General features: G+C 65.6%; 15 protein-coding genes. 7 read left to right on the top strand and 8 right to left on the bottom strand.

Annotated elements, in window-relative coordinates; translation table 11 throughout:
• Window position 1: 1 nt before the first annotated feature.
• The 6 genes from V6Z91_RS25340 to V6Z91_RS25315 all read right to left on the bottom strand — a co-directional run bounded on the left by V6Z91_RS25340 (window position 2) and on the right by V6Z91_RS25315 (window position 6,679).
• Entirely contained in the window at window positions 2-1,045 is a 1,044-nt protein-coding gene (locus tag V6Z91_RS25340) for an ABC transporter permease (RefSeq protein WP_338762792.1), read from the bottom strand.
• Window positions 1,023-2,513, bottom strand: a complete 1,491-nt coding sequence (locus V6Z91_RS25335) for a sugar ABC transporter ATP-binding protein (RefSeq protein WP_338762790.1) — start codon at window positions 2,511-2,513, stop codon at window positions 1,023-1,025. Before V6Z91_RS25335 ends, V6Z91_RS25340 begins: the two co-directional genes overlap by 23 nt.
• A complete protein-coding gene (locus V6Z91_RS25330; protein ID WP_338762788.1) occupies window positions 2,510-3,352 on the bottom strand; it encodes a sugar phosphate isomerase/epimerase in 843 nt (280 codons plus the stop codon). The genes V6Z91_RS25335 and V6Z91_RS25330 overlap by 4 nt, the downstream gene beginning before the upstream one ends.
• A gap of 19 nt (window positions 3,353-3,371) precedes the next feature.
• The gene (locus tag V6Z91_RS25325; RefSeq protein WP_338762787.1) at window positions 3,372-5,111 is read right to left on the bottom strand and encodes a GMC family oxidoreductase; all 1,740 of its coding nucleotides are present in this window, start codon (window positions 5,109-5,111) and stop codon (window positions 3,372-3,374) included.
• A gap of 2 nt (window positions 5,112-5,113) precedes the next feature.
• Complete coding sequence (locus V6Z91_RS25320; RefSeq protein WP_338762785.1) at window positions 5,114-5,707, bottom strand: gluconate 2-dehydrogenase subunit 3 family protein; 594 nt, start codon at window positions 5,705-5,707, stop codon at window positions 5,114-5,116.
• A gap of 105 nt (window positions 5,708-5,812) precedes the next feature.
• Window positions 5,813-6,679, bottom strand: a complete 867-nt coding sequence (locus tag V6Z91_RS25315; RefSeq protein WP_338762783.1) for an AraC family transcriptional regulator — start codon at window positions 6,677-6,679, stop codon at window positions 5,813-5,815.
• A 197-nt stretch (window positions 6,680-6,876) separates the two neighbouring features.
• Here V6Z91_RS25315 and V6Z91_RS25310 point away from each other — a divergent pair, with 197 nt between their 5' ends.
• Window positions 6,877-7,713 carry a DUF1080 domain-containing protein gene (locus V6Z91_RS25310; protein WP_338762781.1) on the top strand — a complete coding sequence of 279 codons (837 nt, stop codon included), beginning with the start codon at window positions 6,877-6,879 and terminating at the stop codon, window positions 7,711-7,713.
• A gap of 204 nt (window positions 7,714-7,917) precedes the next feature.
• Here V6Z91_RS25310 and V6Z91_RS25305 read toward each other — a convergent pair whose 3' ends face one another.
• Window positions 7,918-8,835 carry a LysR family transcriptional regulator gene (locus tag V6Z91_RS25305; protein ID WP_338762779.1) on the bottom strand — a complete coding sequence of 306 codons (918 nt, stop codon included), beginning with the start codon at window positions 8,833-8,835 and terminating at the stop codon, window positions 7,918-7,920.
• Between the two features lie 101 nt (window positions 8,836-8,936).
• Between V6Z91_RS25305 and gcl the strand changes: the two genes are divergently transcribed.
• The 6 genes from gcl to V6Z91_RS25275 all read left to right on the top strand — a co-directional run bounded on the left by gcl (window position 8,937) and on the right by V6Z91_RS25275 (window position 16,280).
• Window positions 8,937-10,718, top strand: coding sequence for a glyoxylate carboligase (gene gcl, locus V6Z91_RS25300; RefSeq protein ID WP_338762777.1), 1,782 nt, complete (start codon window positions 8,937-8,939; stop codon window positions 10,716-10,718).
• A 12-nt stretch (window positions 10,719-10,730) separates the two neighbouring features.
• Window positions 10,731-11,507: a hydroxypyruvate isomerase gene (gene hyi / locus V6Z91_RS25295; RefSeq protein WP_338762775.1), complete on the top strand. Its 777-nt coding sequence runs from the start codon at window positions 10,731-10,733 to the stop codon at window positions 11,505-11,507.
• Window positions 11,508-11,542: 35 nt separating this feature from the next.
• A complete protein-coding gene (gene glxR, locus V6Z91_RS25290) occupies window positions 11,543-12,445 on the top strand; it encodes a 2-hydroxy-3-oxopropionate reductase (protein WP_338762773.1) in 903 nt (300 codons plus the stop codon).
• On the top strand, window positions 12,442-13,704 hold the full coding sequence (locus tag V6Z91_RS25285; protein ID WP_338762771.1) for a glycerate kinase: 1,263 nt from the start codon (window positions 12,442-12,444) through the stop codon (window positions 13,702-13,704). Before glxR ends, V6Z91_RS25285 begins: the two co-directional genes overlap by 4 nt.
• A gap of 37 nt (window positions 13,705-13,741) precedes the next feature.
• A complete protein-coding gene (gene pyk, locus V6Z91_RS25280) occupies window positions 13,742-15,157 on the top strand; it encodes a pyruvate kinase (protein ID WP_338762768.1) in 1,416 nt (471 codons plus the stop codon).
• A 148-nt stretch (window positions 15,158-15,305) separates the two neighbouring features.
• Window positions 15,306-16,280, top strand: coding sequence for an IS1595 family transposase (locus V6Z91_RS25275; RefSeq protein ID WP_338762765.1), 975 nt, complete (start codon window positions 15,306-15,308; stop codon window positions 16,278-16,280).
• 77 nt (window positions 16,281-16,357) lie between these two features.
• Here V6Z91_RS25275 and V6Z91_RS25270 read toward each other — a convergent pair whose 3' ends face one another.
• Complete coding sequence (locus V6Z91_RS25270) at window positions 16,358-16,879, bottom strand: PEP-CTERM sorting domain-containing protein (RefSeq protein ID WP_338762762.1); 522 nt, start codon at window positions 16,877-16,879, stop codon at window positions 16,358-16,360.
• Window positions 16,880-17,197: the final 318 nt, after the last annotated feature.

Below are 17,197 nucleotides of genomic sequence, written 5' to 3'. Positions count from 1 at the left end.
ACTAGCGGCGGCCGCGCTGCAGGTAGGCCACGGTAATGATCACCACACCCTGCACGGCGGCGTTCAGGTACACGCTGATGATGCTGGTGAGGTTCAGGATATTGCCGATCACGGACAGCAGAATGGCGCCCACGACGGTGCCCATGATGCGCCCGGCGCCGCCTTTCAGCGACGTGCCGCCCACCACGACGGCGGCGATCGCCTCCAGCTCCCACAGGATGCCGGTGGTCGGCGTGGCCGAGCCCAGGCGCGGCACGTACAGGATGGTGGCAATCGCCACGCAGACGCCCAGCAGCAGGTAAGTCAGTGTCTTGACGCGGTCGACGCGGATCGATGCGTAGCGTGCCACCTGCTCGTTCGAGCCGATGGCCTGCACGTGCTGCCCGAACGGTGTGCGGTTCAGGATCACCACGCCGGCGACGGCGACCAGGGCGAAGATCCAGACGGGAATCGGCACGCCCAGCACGCTCTGGTAATACACTGGGCCATAGCTCTCGGAGAGGTTGTAGTCGAGCGTGATCGCACCGCCGTCGGACAGCCAGGTGAGCACCGCGCGGAAGATGCCCAGCGTGCCCAGCGTGACGATGAATGGCTCGATGCGGCCGTGCGTGACGAGGAAGCCGTGCGCGAAGCCCGCCGATGCGCCGAACGCGAGCGCCAGGGCGATGCCGAGGACGACGGTGGCCACGGGAGAGGGCGGTGACGGCCCGAGGGCGAGGGCGTTCATCGCCACGATCATCACGCCGGCGATCAGGGCCGCCATGGAGCCGACCGACAGGTCGATGCCGCCGGAAGCGATCACGAACGTCATGCCTACGGCGATGATGCCGATGAAGGCGGTGCGGGTCAGCACGTTCATCAGGTTGTCGAACGTGGCGAATTCCGGATTGAGCAAGGCGCCGGCGATGCACAGCAGGACCAGGGCGACGACGGGCCCCGCGCCCTTCAGGCGCAAAGCCGGGAAACCCGTGCCCGCAGCGCGGGTGGACGTGGGCGGGGACGGGGGGGAGAGCTCGCCCCGATCAGTGGTGGGTGTTGGTTGCATGGGAGATCAGGTTTTCTTCGGTGAGTTGGTCGGCGCCGAGCACGGCGTTCAGGCGCCCGCCGTGCAGCACGGCCACGCGGTGGCACAGGCCGATCAGTTCGATCAGCTCGGAAGAGATGACAACCACGGCGCGCCCCTCGGCGGCCAGGCGGTGGATCAGCGCATAGATGTCGCGCTTGGCGCCCACGTCCACCCCGCGCGTGGGTTCGTCCAGCACGATCACGCGCGGGCCGGGGCGCAGGTATTTCGCCAGCGCCAGCTTTTGCTGGTTGCCGCCCGAGAGCGAGCGGGCGGCGCATTCGGGGTCGCGCAGGCGGATGCCGAAATCGGCGATCGCCTCATCCAGCGCCGCGCGGCCGGCCTTCGGATCGACCCAGGGTTTCGCATCGCGCTCCAGCGTCATCATCGTCAGGTTCTCGCGCAGGCCCAGGTCCATGTGCAGGCCCTTGCCCTTGCGGTCTTCGCTCAGGTAGGTGAGGCCATGGTGCATGGCGTCGCGCGGGCTGCGGATCTTCACTTCCTTGCCGGCGATGGCGATGGTGCCGCCGCTCCTGGCGCGCAGGCCGACGATGGCTTCGAACGCCTCCGTGCGCCCGGCGCCCACCAGCCCGGCGAAGCCGAGGATTTCGCCGGCGCGCACGTCGAAGCCGAGGTTCTCGACCCAGCCCGGCACGGTGAGCCCATGCACGCCCAGCAGCACCGGGGCATTGGCCGCCGCCGGTTCCTTGGCCAGGAACATGTCCGACACGTCGCGCCCGACCATCAGGTTGGCCATCTGCTGCCGGTTCACGTCGGCCGTATTGGCGCGGGTGACGAATTTACCGTCGCGCATGATCACCACTTCATCGGTATGCGCTTCCATCTCGTCGAGCTTGTGCGAGATGTAGACGATGGTCACGCCTTCGCTCTTCAGGCGCGCCATCAGCGCGAACAGTTTTTCCGTTTCGCCCGGCGACAGCGTGGCGGTCGGCTCGTCCATGATCAGGAGGCGCGCCTTGCGCGACAGCGCCTTGGCGATTTCGACGAGCTGCTTCTCGGCGACGATCAGCTCGGAAACGGGCGTTTCCGGATCGGCCTTCAAGCCCACCTGGGCGAGATAGTGCGCGGCTTCGGCCGCCATGGCGCGGCGGTCCAGCAGCCAGCCGCGCGTCTTTTCGTGGCCAAGGAAGATGTTCTGGGCGATCGTCAGGTGCTCGGCCAGGTTGAATTCCTGGTGGATCAGCGCGATGCCCAGGGCCTCCGCCTCGCGGGCGCTGGCGAAGCGGCGTTCCTCGCCATCGACGACCAATTGCCCGGCGGTAGGGCGCTCGTAGCCGGCGAGGATTTTCATCAGGGTCGACTTGCCGGCGCCATTCTCGCCGAGAAGGCCCACCACGCGGCCCGCCTCGAGCGCGAAGTCGACGCCGTGCAGCACCCGCACGGGGCCGAATTCCTTGACGACGTGGTGGAAGCGAACGGCCAGGCTCATGGCTTGGGCAGCTTGGCGAGCACGGCCTGCAAGCCCTTCAGCGATGCGGCGACCGATTCCAGCTGGCCCATGCCGTTCGGGTATTCCTCCTGCTCGATGATGATCCAGTCGGTGCCGCCCACCTGCCCGACGGCGCGCGCCAGGCCCGCCCAGTCGGTCTTGTCCTGCCCGATGATGGGCGTGCCGGCCGTGCCTTCGGCCAGCTTGGCCTTGAAGTGCGTGCTGACGGTGCGGCCCGGATAGGCCTTCACGTACGCAACCGGGTCCTTGCCGGCATACGTCGTCCAGCCCACGTCCTGCTGCATGATCGAGGCTTTCGGCGTGTTCTTCGCGATGACGTCCCATGGCGTGCTGCCCACCGCGCCGGCAAATTCCTCCGCGTGGTTGTGGTAGCCGATGCGCATGCCCTTGCCGGCCAGCTTGCCGGAAAGGGCGGTCAGCTGCTTGCTCATCTCCGTGCTGCCCTCGACGGTCTTGCCGCGCGCATCCATCGAGATCACGAGGTTCGAGCAGCCCAGCACCTTGTAGAAGGCGGTGGTGGCTTCGAAGCGCTCGTCGGCCAGCGCGTCGAAATGCATGTGGGCGCCCGCGCATTGCAGCTTGTTCTTGTCCAGGAACGCTTTCAGGCCGCCAGGATCGTTCTTGTAAGGGCCGAACTCGCCGGCGAATTCCACGCCCTGGAAGCCCAGCTTGCCGATCTTCGCGAGCGTGCCTTCGAAGTCCTGCTTGATCTCGTCCTTGACGGACCACAATTGCACACCCAGCTTCGGTTGCGCCGCCTGCGCGAGCGAGGCTGCGCCGAGGAGGGCCAGCAGTGCCGTGAGTTTGATCGTTTTCATCTCGTCTCCTGTTGGTTGGTCAGATGCGGCCGGCCTTCAGCTCGTTCACCGCGTAGGCACATGCCCGCGCCGTCATCGCCATGAACGTCAGCGACGGGTTTTGCCAGGCGCACGACGCCATGGCGGCACCGTCCGTCACGAACAGGTTCGGCACGTCGTGCGCCTGGTTGAACCCGTTCAGGACGGACGTCTTGGGGTCGCGCCCCATGCGTGCCGTGCCCATTTCGTGGATCGACAGGCCGGGCGGCCAGTCTTCCGGCGAAGAGACATGCTTCTTCACATCCTTCAGGCCCAGGTCTTCGAGGATATTGGCCGCCGTATCGGCGATATCCTGCAGCATCCGCCGGTCGTTGTCCGAATAGGTGCAGTCGATGTGCAGCAGCGGCATGCCCCACTTGTCCTTTTTCGTCGGGTGCAGGCTCACCATGTTCTCGTAGCGGGGCAGCATCTCCCCCTGGCCGCCCAGGCCGAAGCGCCAGGGCCCGGGCTTCCTGATCATGGCCTTGAAGTCCTTGCCGAAGCCGGGCTTGTAGGCGGCCGACGTCCAGCCCTCGCGTCCGGCGCCGCCCGACAGCGCATAGCCGCGCAGGAACTGCGGATGCTTCTCCAGCACGTTGCGAAAGCGCGGAATGTACGGCCCCGTCGGGCGGCGGCCCTGGTAGTAATCGTTCTCGAATCCTTCCACGCGGCCGTTGGCGCCCGCCCCGAACAGGTGGTCCATCAGGTAGTGCCCCAGCACGCCTGACGAGTTGGCCAGGCCGTTCGGGAAGGTTTCCGACGTGGAGTTCAGCAGGATCGCCGTCGATGCCAGCGTGGATGCGCACAGCACCACGACCTTGGCATGGAATTCGCGCATCTCCAGCGTGTGGGCATCGATGATGCGCACACCGGTCGCGCGGTTCGTCTTCGGATCGTGGATCACGCTGTGGACGATGCTGTCGGTGGCGATGCGCAGGCGGCCGGTCGCCGCCGCTGCCGGCAGCGTGGAACTCTGCGTCGAGAAATACGCGCCGAACGAGCAGCCGCGGTGGCACTGGCTGCGCGCCTGGCACTGGCCGCGGCCTTGCGCGAGCTGCGTTTCGCCGGGCGTGCGCAGGTTCGCCGTGCGGCCCATGATCATGCGGGCCGGCGCGTACTTCGCATCGAACTTCCGCTTGAGCGCCGCTTCCACCGTGTTGAAATCGAAGGCGGGCAGGAATTCGCTGTCCGGCAGCACCGCGAGGCCTTCCTTGCTGCCGCTGATGCCGACGTGGCGTTCCACGTGGCTGTACCACGGCGCCAGGTCGGCATAGCGGATCGGCCAGTCGACCCCGTGGCCATCCTTCAGGTTTGCCTCGAAGTCGAGGTCGCTCCAGCGGTAGGATTGGCGCGCCCACATCAGCGACTTGCCGCCGAGCTGGTTGCCTCGTATCCAGCTGAACGGCCGTCCCTCGGGTGTGGAGTACGGCATGTCGCGGTCGTTGTTGAAGAATTGCTGCGTGTGCTCGTCGAAGGCGTAGCACATCTTCTGGTTGAAGTACTGTTCCTCGGCCACTTTCGCGTCGACCTTGCCGCGGTTCGGCATCTCCCACGGGGCCTTGTTTTCGCCGATGTAGTCGACACCGTGTTCGACCGGGCGGCCGCGCTCGACCATCAGCGTCTTCAGGCCGCGTTCGGTGAGTTCCTTGGCGGCCCAGCCGCCCGTGATGCCGGAGCCGACGACGATCGCGTCGAACGTTTCCGGGCTGGTCTTGATGTAAAACGACGAGACAGGTTCCATGTTCACAGTGCCCAGGTACGCGTGGAGCGGTTGATTTTGACGTTGCCGGTGAAGCCGCCCGGGACGGGCAGGTAGGCCAGTTCCTTCGAGGCGCCCGCTTCGGACGTGTAGTAGGCGAACGCCACATAGCCCTTCAGCTGGCGGAAGAAGCGCTGGTCTTCGCCGTTGAACGGCGCGGCGCCATTGTCGAGGTTCGTGAGCAGGGCGACCTGGCGCGCATGGGGCAGGGCGGTGAAACGCTTGCCGGCGCTGGACCGGGCCACGTCGTCGATGCGCGCCAGCCCCGCGCGGAACGCCGCCTGCTCGGGCTCGAGCACGCAAGCTTTCAGCAGGTGGTCGATGGTGCGGTGCGCGCCAACGGCCAGGGCGCCCGGCGTATCCGTCTGCGGGATGATCAGCTCGGCCAGCACGCCCGTCAGCGCCAGTTCGTCGGCGCTCAGCAGTTCCAGCTTCGCGCCTTTCGGCGCGGCGACGGCGGCCAGGATATCGCCCGACAGGGCGAGCCCGCACAGCGCTCCCAATGCTCCGATATGCAGCAGGGCGGAGCGGCGTGCGCCGTCGGGCTCTCGCGGCCCTTCGTCTCCACGGTTCAACATGGGTCTCCTCCAAAAAGACAAACGAATGAATCAAGACAACAAATCAAGACAACGATTTCAAGCCAGTCTTGCAGGCCGCTCGGGCGGCTCTTGGGTAATCGGCGGTCAGGCGGGGGCGGGGCGGGGCCGGCGCGCATTGGCGCCGCGGCCGGCCAGCGACAGCTGGTATTGCTTGGGCGTGATGCCCACCACGGTGCGGAACTGCTTCGTGAAATAGCTTTGCCCGCCAAAACCCGTTTCCGCCGCCACGCGGGCGATATTGTTCATCTGCGGCAGCAGGCGGCAGGCTTCGTGCACCTTCAGGTGCAGGATGTACTGTTTCGGCGTGAGGGAAAAGTGCTGCTTGAACTTGCGCTCGAACGTGGACAGCGACATGCACGACAGCCGCGCCAGGTGCTCGATATTGATGTTTTCCATCAGGTGCGCCTGCACGTATTCGATGCAGGCGCGGAATTCATGGAAGGGCGCGATCACGTCCTGCGAGCGCTTGGCGTCGCGCGAGAAGCCTTCGATGCCCACGATCTCGCCATGGCGATCGCGGATCGGCGCCTTGGTGGTGAACAGCCAGGTGAGTTCGCCGCTGGCGCTGCCCAGCACCTCGAGCTTGTTCTTGACGGTGACGCCCCGTTCCATCACGGAGAGGTCGTCGGCGCGAATACGGTCGGCGATGTCGCGCCGGAAGAAATCGTGGTCCGTCTTGCCGAGGATGTCGTTCACGTTCCCCAGGTCATGCTGGTCCTGGAGCAGGCGGTTGCCCCATACGAACTGGCCGGCCCGGTTCTTGGCGAAGTAGTGCATGTCCGGCAGCGTGTCGAACAGCGCGCTGGGCGTGGAGATGCCGTGATCGGCAAAAAAATTGGCACATTCCGCCTGCGTGGCGATGCCCGTGCGGGCCGGCCCCTGGCGCTCGTTGCGCTCCTCGCGGCCCCCCTGGGATACGACTACCCCCCTGCCAATGACAATGGTGCTCATCGTGGCTGTCTCCGTTTTGTTATGTCGGGAATAGTAGCATTCGGTAAATTCCGGGAGTGGTAGAAAATCGGAAAAATTTATAACGAAATCGGCAGGCATGCGCTGGCGCGGCCCGCGCGGAAAGATGCCGATTCCGTGATAGCCAGCGCGCTTCCGCCACGGTAGGATTGCGCTACCATCCCATCATAGCCGACGACATGACCATCCTTCGTAACGCCCGCCTGGGCCTGCTCACCGCCGCCATCGCCCTCGGTGCCTCCGCCTCCGCCTTCGCCGCCGACGGCGAATGGAAATCCCTCTTCAATGGCAAGGACCTGGGTGGCTGGACGACGTGGGTCAGCATGCAGCCGACGTCCGACAACATGAAGGTGCCGACCTCGGTGCGCGGCGCGAACAACGACCCGAAGAAGGTGTTTTCGGTCGTCGATGGCATGCTGCGCGTATCGGGCGAGGAGTGGGGCGCCGTCTCTACCACCGGCGAGTACGACAACTTTCATCTCAAATTCGACGTGAAGTGGGGCGAGAAAAAATGGTCGCCGCGGCTGCAGGCGCCGCGCGACAGCGGCTTGCTGTACTACGCCGTGGGCCCGGAGGGCGCGCAGAGCGGGCACTGGATGCGCAGCCATGAATTCCAGATCCAGGAAGGCGATTGCGGCGACTACCACAGTCTCGATGGCGTAACGGTCGACGCGCGCGTGGGCGACGCGAACCAGGGGGACTGGAAGTTCTTCCGGTATGAGCCCTCGCTGCCCTTGCGCACGGGCTTGGCGGCCCGCATCCTGAAGAAGGGGAATCACGAGAAGCCGACCGGGGAGTGGAACACGATGGAAGTGATCGCCGACGGGAAGACGCTCATTCACATCGTCAATGGGCACGAGGTGTTCCGGGGCGAGAATTCCTTGCAGAAGGTGGATGGGAAGGCGGTGCCGCTCGCGCGCGGGAAGTTTTCGATCCAGTCGGAGGGAGCCGAGACGTTTTATCGGAATATCGTCGTGAAGCGGCTGGAGGGGCCGGCGGCTGTCGCGAAGTTTTGATATGTGGCGAGCTCTAGAGAAAACCGGTGTCGGACACTTTTTCGCTGCGCGAAAAAATGTGCGACACCACTCCTCACGCGGCGCGGAAGTATCGGTGTCTGACATCATTTCCTCCGGAAATGGTGTCAGACACCGGTTTTCCCGAAGCCTGGTCCGCGACCACAGCGTTCCATCCTCCCAAGCCCCGGTCCGCGACCATCCACGTCACCCCTTCCGCGCCTTCTCCCAATACCCCGGCGCGTTATACACCTGCTTCAGGTGATCGATGAAATGCCGTATCTTCGCCGGCAGATACCGCTGCTGCGGATATACCGCCTGGATCGGATAGCTCGGCACCGCATATTCATCCAATACGGTCACCAGTTCCCCCCGTTTCAGCTCGGCCTGGATTTCCCACGTGGAGCGCCAGCCGATGCCCAGCCCCTGCTTGACCCAGTCGAACAGCAGTTCGCCATCGTTGCATGACAGGTCGCCGTCCACGCGCACGGCGAATGGCTTGCCTTCGTTCTGAAAGGTCCAGCCGCGCTGCTGGCCACCCTGCAGGTTGAACGCCAGGCAGTTGTGGCGCACCAGGTCTTCGGGCGTGCGCGGAATGCCGTGGCGTTCGAAATATTGCGTGGTGCCGCAGACCACGCGGCGGTTCGGGAACAGCGGCACCGCCACGTAGTTAGGATCGGTGACTTCGCCGATGCGGATACCCATGTCGTAGCCCTCGCGCACCAGGTCGACCACGCTGTCGGTCAGGTTGAACGACATCTTGAGCTCCGGGTGGCTGGCCTGGAAGCCAGGCGCGTGCGGCGCCACGTGCGAGCGGCCGAAGGCCGCGGGCGCGGAAACCACCAGGTGGCCCCGCACGGTGGCGCGGCCGGCGCTGATGCTGTTCTCGGCGATGTCGAAATCGCGCAACAGTTGCCGGCAGGGTTCGATGAATTGCTCGCCCAGCGCGGTGAGCGTGAGGCCGCGCGTGGAGCGGTGCATCAGGCGCACGCCGAGGCGGCGTTCGAGGGCGTCCAGGCGGCGCCCCATCACGACGGGTGTGACTCCCTCGGCCACGGCGGCGGCGGCGAAGCTGCCTTTTTCGGTCACGAGGATAAAGCTGCGAATTTCAGTATAGCGGTCCATCCAGTACTCCAAGTATCGACTGATCGAATACTAGCAGCAATTCAATACCTGTGGGCATCTCCGTATGCTGGACCCATTGACATGAACCCCAGGAGACGAGCATGGCCCGCATGAGAGCGATCGATGCAGCAGCAGCAGTGTTGCGCAAGGAAGGTGTATCCACGGTGTTTGGTGTGCCGGGAGCGGCAATCAACCCATTCTACTCGGCGATGAAGAAGGACGGCGGCTTCAAGCACGTGCTGGCACGGCACGTGGAAGGCGCCTCGCACATGGCCGAGGGCTACACCCGCGCCAAGGCCGGCAATATCGGCGTGTGCATCGGCACCTCCGGCCCGGCCGGTACCGACATGATCACCGGCCTGTATTCCGCATCGGCCGATTCGATACCTATCCTCTGTATTACCGGCCAGGCTCCTCGGTCTCGCCTGTACAAGGAAGACTTCCAGGCAGTCGATATCGAATCGATCGCAAAACCGGTCACCAAGTGGGCCGTGACGGTGCGCGAGCCGGCGCTGGTGCCGCGCGTGTTCCAGCAAGCCTTCCACATCATGCGTTCCGGCCGCCCTGGCCCGGTGCTGATCGACCTGCCGTTCGACGTGCAGATGGCCGAGATCGAATTCGATATCGAGACCTACGAAAGCCTGCCGCTGTACAAGCCGGCGGCGACCCGCGCCCAGGCTGAAAAGGCGCTGGAAATGCTGAACGCGGCCAAGCGCCCGGTCATCGTGTGCGGCGGCGGCGTGATCAATGCCGACGCGGCGGCCAAGCTGCAGGAATTCGCCGAAATCGTCAACGTGCCGGTCATCCCCACGCTGATGGGGTGGGGCGCGCTGCCGGACGACCACCCGCTGATGGCGGGCATGGCCGGCTTGCAGACCTCGCACCGCTACGGCAATGCGACGATCCTGGAATCGGACTTCGTGATCGGCATCGGCAACCGCTGGGCCAACCGCCACACCGGCTCGGTGGACGTGTACACGGAAGGCCGCAAGTTCGTGCACATCGACATCGAACCGACACAGATCGGCCGCGTGTTCGGCCCGGACTACGGCATCGTCTCCGACGCGGGCGCCGCGCTGGACCAGCTGATCAACGTGGCCTGCGGCCTGGACGCGCTGGGCGCGCTGCCGGACCGTTCGCAGTGGGTTTCCGAGTGCCAGGAGCGCAAGCGCACCATGCTGCGCAAGACGCACTTCGACAACGAGCCGATCAAGCCGCAGCGCGTGTATGAAGAGATGAACAAGGCATTCGGCCACGATACCTGCTACGTCAGCACGATCGGCCTGTCGCAGATCGCCGCCGCGCAGTTCCTGCACGTGTACAAGCCGCGCAACTGGATCAACTGCGGCCAGGCCGGCCCGCTGGGCTGGACTATCTCGGCTGCCCTGGGCGTGTGCGCCGCCGATCCGGAACGCCAGGTCGTGGCGATCTCGGGCGACTACGACTTCCAGTTCATGATCGAGGAACTGGCCGTGGGCGCGCAATTCAACCTGCCGTACCTGCACGTCGTGGTCAACAACGCCTACCTGGGCCTGATCCGCCAGGCGCAACGCAACTTCGACATCGACTACTGCGTGCAACTGGCGTTCGAGAACGTCAACGCGCCGGAACTGGGCGTGTACGGCGTGGACCACGTGGCCGTCGTCGAAGGCCTGGGCTGCAAGGCGATCCGCGTTCGCGAAATCGCCGAGATCCAGCCGGCCTTCGAAAAGGCCCGTGCCCTGATGCGCGAATTCCGCGTGCCGGTGGTCGTCGAAATCATCCTGGAGCGCGTGACGAATATCGCGATGGGCACGGAGATCAACGCCATCAACGAATTCGAGGCGCTGGCCACCGAAGAAGGCGACGCACCGACCGCCGTTGCCAAGCGCAACCTGAAATAAGAGGAGAAAGTTATGCCACGTTTCGCAGCCAACCTGACCATGCTCTTCAACGAGCTGCCCTTCCTGGAACGCTTCAAGGCCGCGGCCGACGCGGGCTTCAAGGGAGTGGAGTACCTGTTCCCTTACCCGTTCGCCAAGGAAGAACTGGCGGCGCAGCTGGAACAGCACGGCCTCACGCAGGTGTTGCACAACCTGCCGGCCGGTAATTGGGAAAAAGGCGAGCGTGGCATCGCTTGCCACCCGGACCGCGTGCAGGAATTCCGCGAAGGCGTGGACCGCGCGATCGAATACGCCACCGCGCTGCGCTGCCGCACCGTGAACTGCCTGGTCGGCATCGCGCCGGCCGGCGTTTCGGAGGAAGTCCTGCGCCGGACCGTGGTGGACAACCTGTCGTACGCCGCCGCGAAACTGAAGGAAGCGGGCATCCGCCTGCTGGTCGAGCCGATCAACACCTACGACATCCCCGGCTTCTACCTGAACCGCACGGAGCAGGCGCTGCGCCTGCTGGATGAAGTGGGTTCCGACAACCTGTTCGTGCAGTACGACGTGTACCACGCCCAGCGCACGGAAGGGGAGCTGGGTGCCACGCTGGCACGGCACCTGGGCCGCATCGGCCACATCCAGGTGGCGGACAACCCGGGCCGCAACGAACCGGGTACGGGCGAGATCAACTACGCCTGGCTGTTCCGCCACATCGACAAGATCGGCTACGACGGCTGGATCGGCTGCGAGTACAAGCCTGCCGGCGATACCCGCGAGGGCCTGGCCTGGCTGGAAAACGTTAAGTAATTCACACGACTGAAGAGAACACAGAGGAGAACATCATGGCAAATATCGGTTTCATCGGCCTGGGCATCATGGGCGCCCCGATGGCGAAACACCTGGCGGACAACGGCCATAAACTGTTCACGTACTCGCAGACCCCGACCCCGTCGAACCTGATCGAAGCCGGCGCCAGCGTGGCAGCCTGCAGCACCGACGTGGCCAAGGCCGCCGACATCATCTTCGTCATGGTGCCGGATACCCCGCACGTGGAAGACGTGCTGTTCGGCGAACACGGCGTGGCGAAGGGCCTGACCGCCGGCAAGATCGTGGTCGACATGAGCTCGATCTCGCCGGTCGCCACGAAGGATTTCGCCAGGCGCATCAACGCGCTGGGCTGCGAATACCTGGATGCGCCCGTGTCCGGCGGCGAAGTGGGCGCGAAAGCCGCTTCGCTGACGATCATGGTGGGCGGCAGCGAGAAGGCGTTCGAAACCGTCAAGCCGCTGTTCCAGCTGATGGGCAAGAACATCACGCTGGTGGGCGGCAACGGCGACGGCCAGATCACCAAGGTGGCGAACCAGATCATCGTGGCGCTGACCATCGAAGCCGTGGGCGAGGCGCTGCTGCTGGCCGCCAAGGCCGGCGCCGATCCGGCACGCGTGCGTGAAGCCCTGATGGGCGGCTTCGCTTCCTCGCGCATCCTGGAAGTGCATGGCGAACGCATGATCAAGCGCACCTTCGATCCGGGCTTCCGCATCGACCTGCACCGCAAGGACCTGAACCTGGCCCTGACCACCGCGCGCCAGCTGAACATGTCGCTGCCGAACACCGCGACCGCGCAGGAACTGTTCAACGCCTGCGCAGCGCGCGACGGCGGCGCCTGGGACCACTCCGCCATGGTGCGGGCCCTGGAAGTGATGGCGAACTTCGAGATCGGCCAGCAGGCAGGGAACTCGAAATGATCAGCGCGCCGCGTGAACTGCTGCAGGCCATGTTTACCGCCGCGGTGAACGCGGCGCAGCCATCGCTGACCATCGGTCGCTACCTGCCTCCCGCGCCGAAGGGCCGCACGATCGTCATCGGCGCCGGCAAGGCGTCGGCGGCCATGGCCCAGGCGCTGGAACAGCACTGGAAGGGGCCGATCGAGGGCGTCGTCGTCACGCGCTACGGCTATGCCGTGCCATGTGAGCGCATCGAGATCCTCGAGGCGGCGCATCCGGTGCCGGACGCCGCCGGCCGCCAGGCCGCCGAACGCATCCTGCAAACCGTGCAGGGGCTCACGAGCGACGACCTGGTGATCTGCCTGATCTCCGGCGGCGGCTCTTCGCTGCTTCCGCTTCCGGGCGAGGGCGTGACGCTGGAGGACAAGCAGGCGATCAACCGCGCGCTGCTGGCCTCGGGCGCCACGATCACCGAAATGAACTGCGTGCGCCGTCACCTGTCCGCCATCAAGGGCGGCCGGCTGGCCGCGGCCTGCTATCCGGCGCGCGTGGTCAACCTCTTGATTTCCGACGTGCCGGGCGACCACCCGGCCGACATCGCCTCCGGCCCGACCGTGGCCGACGCGACGACCTGCGCCGATGCGCTGGCCATCGTCAAGCGCTACGGCATCGAGCTGCCGGCCGGCGCGCGCCGCCTGCTGGAGTCCGGCGACGGCGAAACGGTCAAGCCGGGCGACCGCCGCCTGGAAAACGTCACCACCCACATGATCGCCTCGCCGCAGCAGGCACTGGAAGCGGCAGCCGCCGTGGCGCTGGACGCCGGCGTGACGCCGATGATCCTGGGCGACAGCATCGAGGGCGAGGCGCGAGAAGTGGCGCGCGTGATGGCCGGTATCGCCTTGCAGGTCCAGCGTCATGGCCAGCCGATCAAGCCGCCGTGCGTGCTGCTGTCCGGCGGTGAAACCACCGTGACCGTGCGCGGCAAAGGCCGGGGAGGGCGCAATGTCGAATTCCTGCTGGCCCTCGCCGTTGCGCTCGATGGCGCGCCGGACCTGCATGCCGTGGCGGCCGACACCGACGGCGTCGACGGCGCCGAGGAAGTGGCCGGTGCCTTCATCGGCCCGGACACGCTGGCACGGGCATGGGCGCACGGCATCCGCCCGCGCGACAGCCTGGACAACAACGACGGGCACGGTTTCTTCGGCGCGCTGGGCGACGCACTGATCACCGGACCCACACTCACCAATGTGAACGATTTCCGGGCGATCCTGCTGCTCTGATCTCTGCCGCATCAAAACTAGAACATTTGGAGAACGCATGCTGCGCAAGCGCCGCTCACGGATCCTGGCGACCCTCGGGCCGTCCAGCTCCACGTATCAATCGATTCACGCGCTGGCCAAGGCCGGCGCCGACGTGTTCCGCCTGAACTTCAGCCACGGCAGCCATGCCGACCACGCGGAGCGTTACCGCACGATCCGCGAGGTGGAAAAGGAAGTCGGCCGCCCGATCGGCATCCTGATGGACCTGCAAGGGCCGAAGCTGCGCATCGGCCGGCTCGCCGGCGGCAAGGTGCAGCTCGTCGAGGGAAAGAAATTCCGCCTCGACCTGAATCCGGCCGAAGGCGATGCGGCGCGGGCCTGCCTGCCGCACCCGGAAATCTTCGCCGCCCTGGTGCCGGGCACCGACCTGCTGCTGGACGACGGCAAGCTGCGCCTGCGCGTGGATGCGTGCAGCCCCGAACACGCGGATACGACCGTGCTGACGGGCGGCGTGCTGTCCGACCGCAAGGGCGTGAACGTGCCGGGCGTGGTGCTGCCCATTTCTCCCCTCACGGAGAAAGACCGCGCCGACCTGGCCTTCGGCCTGGAACTGGGCGTGGACTGGGTGGCGCTGTCGTTCGTGCAGCGTCCCGAAGACCTGGTGGAAGCCCGCGCGCTGGTCGGCGACAAGGCATGGATCATGGCCAAGCTGGAAAAGCCGGCCGCGATCGACGCGCTGGAAGGGATTGTGGCCCAGTCCGACGGCATCATGGTGGCACGGGGCGACCTGGGCGTGGAACTCCCGGCGCACCAGGTGCCGGTGCTGCAGCGCCGCATCGTGCATGCTGCCCGGGCTGCCGGCAAACCGGTGGTGGTGGCGACGCAGATGCTGGAATCGATGATTGCCTCGCCGGTGCCGACGCGCGCCGAAGTCTCCGACGTGGCGACCGCGATCTACCAGGGCGCCGACGCGGTGATGCTGTCCGCCGAATCCGCGTCCGGCCAGTTCCCGACCGAGGCGGTGGCCGTGATGGACAATGTGATCACGGAAGTGGAGCAGGACCCGCTGTGGCGCAGCGGCCTCGATGCGAGCCACTCGCCCGCGACCGCGACGACCGCCGATGCGATCTGCTGCGCGCTGCGCCGCGTCGACCGCTTGCTGAACCCGGCCGCCACGGTGACGTACACGATGTCCGGTGCGAGCTGCCTGCGCGCCAGCCGCGAGCGGCCGAACACGCCGATCCTGGCGCTGACGCCGCACGTGACGATCGCCCGCCGGCTGGCCATGGCCTGGGGCGTGCATCCGATGCAGTTCGACGAAGCGACGACGCTGGGCGGCATGATCGCCGACGCGCCGAACGTCGCGATCAAACGTGGGCTTGCCACGCTTGGCGACGACGTGGTGGTGATCGCCGGCTATCCGTCCGGATCGGCCGGAAAGACCAACCTGCTGCACGTGGTGCGCGTGGAGTGAGGAGTTTTTTGCTGTAGATGGGGGAGAAAGGACAGGCGTGGGGCCTGTCCTTTTTTTTCGGCGCTGTTCGCCAATGCTTGGGGAACTTCCACCGCGAAACCCTGTCTGATCTCCTGTTGAGCTACTTCATGCATATCAGGAGGCCGAAATGGGGACTGCGGATTTCCGGGTGGTGTTTAAGGCGTTGTCCCAGCTCCAGCTGGCAGCGGGAGAAGTAGCGACCTTGCGGGAATTCCTGGCCACCGTCACACACCCTGGCCAGTGCGTCGCCCTGATCGAGGCGGCGGCGGGGAGACCCCCTTGCCCGCATTGCGCCTGCTCTCATTGCCATCGCAGCGGCAAGGCCAACGGCCTGCAACGCTATCGGTGCATGGGATGCCGGAGCAGTTATAACGCGTTGACCGGCACGCCCCTGGCCCACCTCAAGCGGCGCGACAAATGGCTGGCGTACCTGCAATGCCTGATCGAATCAACGACAGTGCGCACGGCGGCCAAACGCGTGGCGGTGGCGAAGTCGACCAGTTTTCGATGGCGGCACCGGTTCATTGCCGCCGTCCGGCGGGAGCGGCGCCCCGAATTGTCAACGGTCGTGGAGACCGATGAAACTTATCATTTGGAATCGCAGAAGGGATCGCGCCACTTGGACCGCCCGGCCCGCAAGCGCGGCGGCAAGGCGACCCGGCGCGGCACCAGCCGCGAGCTCGACTGCATTCTCGTCGCCCGCGACCGCAACAAGCTCACGTACGACTTCGTGACCGGGCGCGGACCGGTCAGCGCGGGGCAACTGGCCAAGCACCTGTTGCCCGTAATGGCGCGGGACGTCATTCTCATCAGCGATGGCGCCATTGCCTACCAGGCGTTCGCGCGGCAGGCCGGCATCACGCACGAATCAGTCAACGTGCAGCGCGGCGAGAGGGTTCGAGAGGCCATCCACATTCAAAATGTTAACGGCTGGCATAGCCGCTTTAAGACATGGCTGCGCCGGTTCAACGGTGTAGCCAGCCGCTACCTGGCCAATTACACCGGCTGGCAACGCGTGCTGGACGCTGGCGCGCCCACCACGCCGTCGCACTGGCTGGCCGTCGGGGTGGCGCCGGGCAAGCAAGGCTCAGGCCGCTACTGACAGCGACCGGATTCAGAAGTTCCGTGATTACGGGAAAGCCTAGCGTCCGCGAACAGCGCCTTTTTTTTCGCCGGCGATCAGCCCCGGCGGCGCTTCAGGGCGGCGAGGATGCCCAAGCCGGCGATCAGCATGCCGAACGTCTCGGGTTCCGGTACCGGCGAGGTGACGCCCGACAGCGTCGTCGTGCCGAGGCGCACGGTGCAGCAGTCGGTCTGCTCGGTGGTGAGGACCACCTGGCCGTCGGCGAAGATGTCCAGTTCCGCGCCCGTGAATTCATAGCTCCAGGCTTCCGGGCCCGTCGTCCAGCAGAACGCGGTCTTGTCGGAGCAGCTGGCGACCAGGATGCCGTCCGCGAACACGGAGTGCACCGACGTGGAGCTGACGAGGCTGTTCCCGAACGTGCCATCGATGCGCGCGGAAGTGACGGCCTGGCCGGCGAGGTCGAAGGTGAACACGCCGACGGTTTGCACGGTGTTCGCGCCGGAGCCGGAAAACTGCGGCAACGTGTCGGAGAAAGTGCCCGCATGGCTTGCCGAGGCCACGACGCAGCCGGCAAGGGCGGCCGCGATCCGGCCGACCAGTTTCTGTTGTTTGGTCATTTCCATTCCTGGTTTGTTTTGGTTTCGAGGGAAAGTCAGGTTGCGGCCACACCCAGCAGGTGTGCCTGGCAGTCCACGGGAGAGCAGGCAGCACCGTCGGCCGCGCTTGCTGTCGATTCGACATGCAAACTCGACAATATTAACGGGCTTTTAACGGCTTATCAAACAGTTATTGTGCCTGTCGGTTTCATCCCCCCTGGGCGCCGGTGCGACCCTTCCGCGCAACCAGCATGGCAGGGTAAGCCTGCGGCCGCTTCGTTCTCGTTTAGAATCCACGGCCCAGCTATAAGAATCCGGACTGACAACCTTCGCCCTGTC

The organism is Massilia sp. METH4 (genome assembly GCF_037094685.1).
Classification (GTDB): domain Bacteria; phylum Pseudomonadota; class Gammaproteobacteria; order Burkholderiales; family Burkholderiaceae_D; genus Rugamonas.
This window is presented reverse-complemented; position numbering and strand designations above follow the sequence as displayed.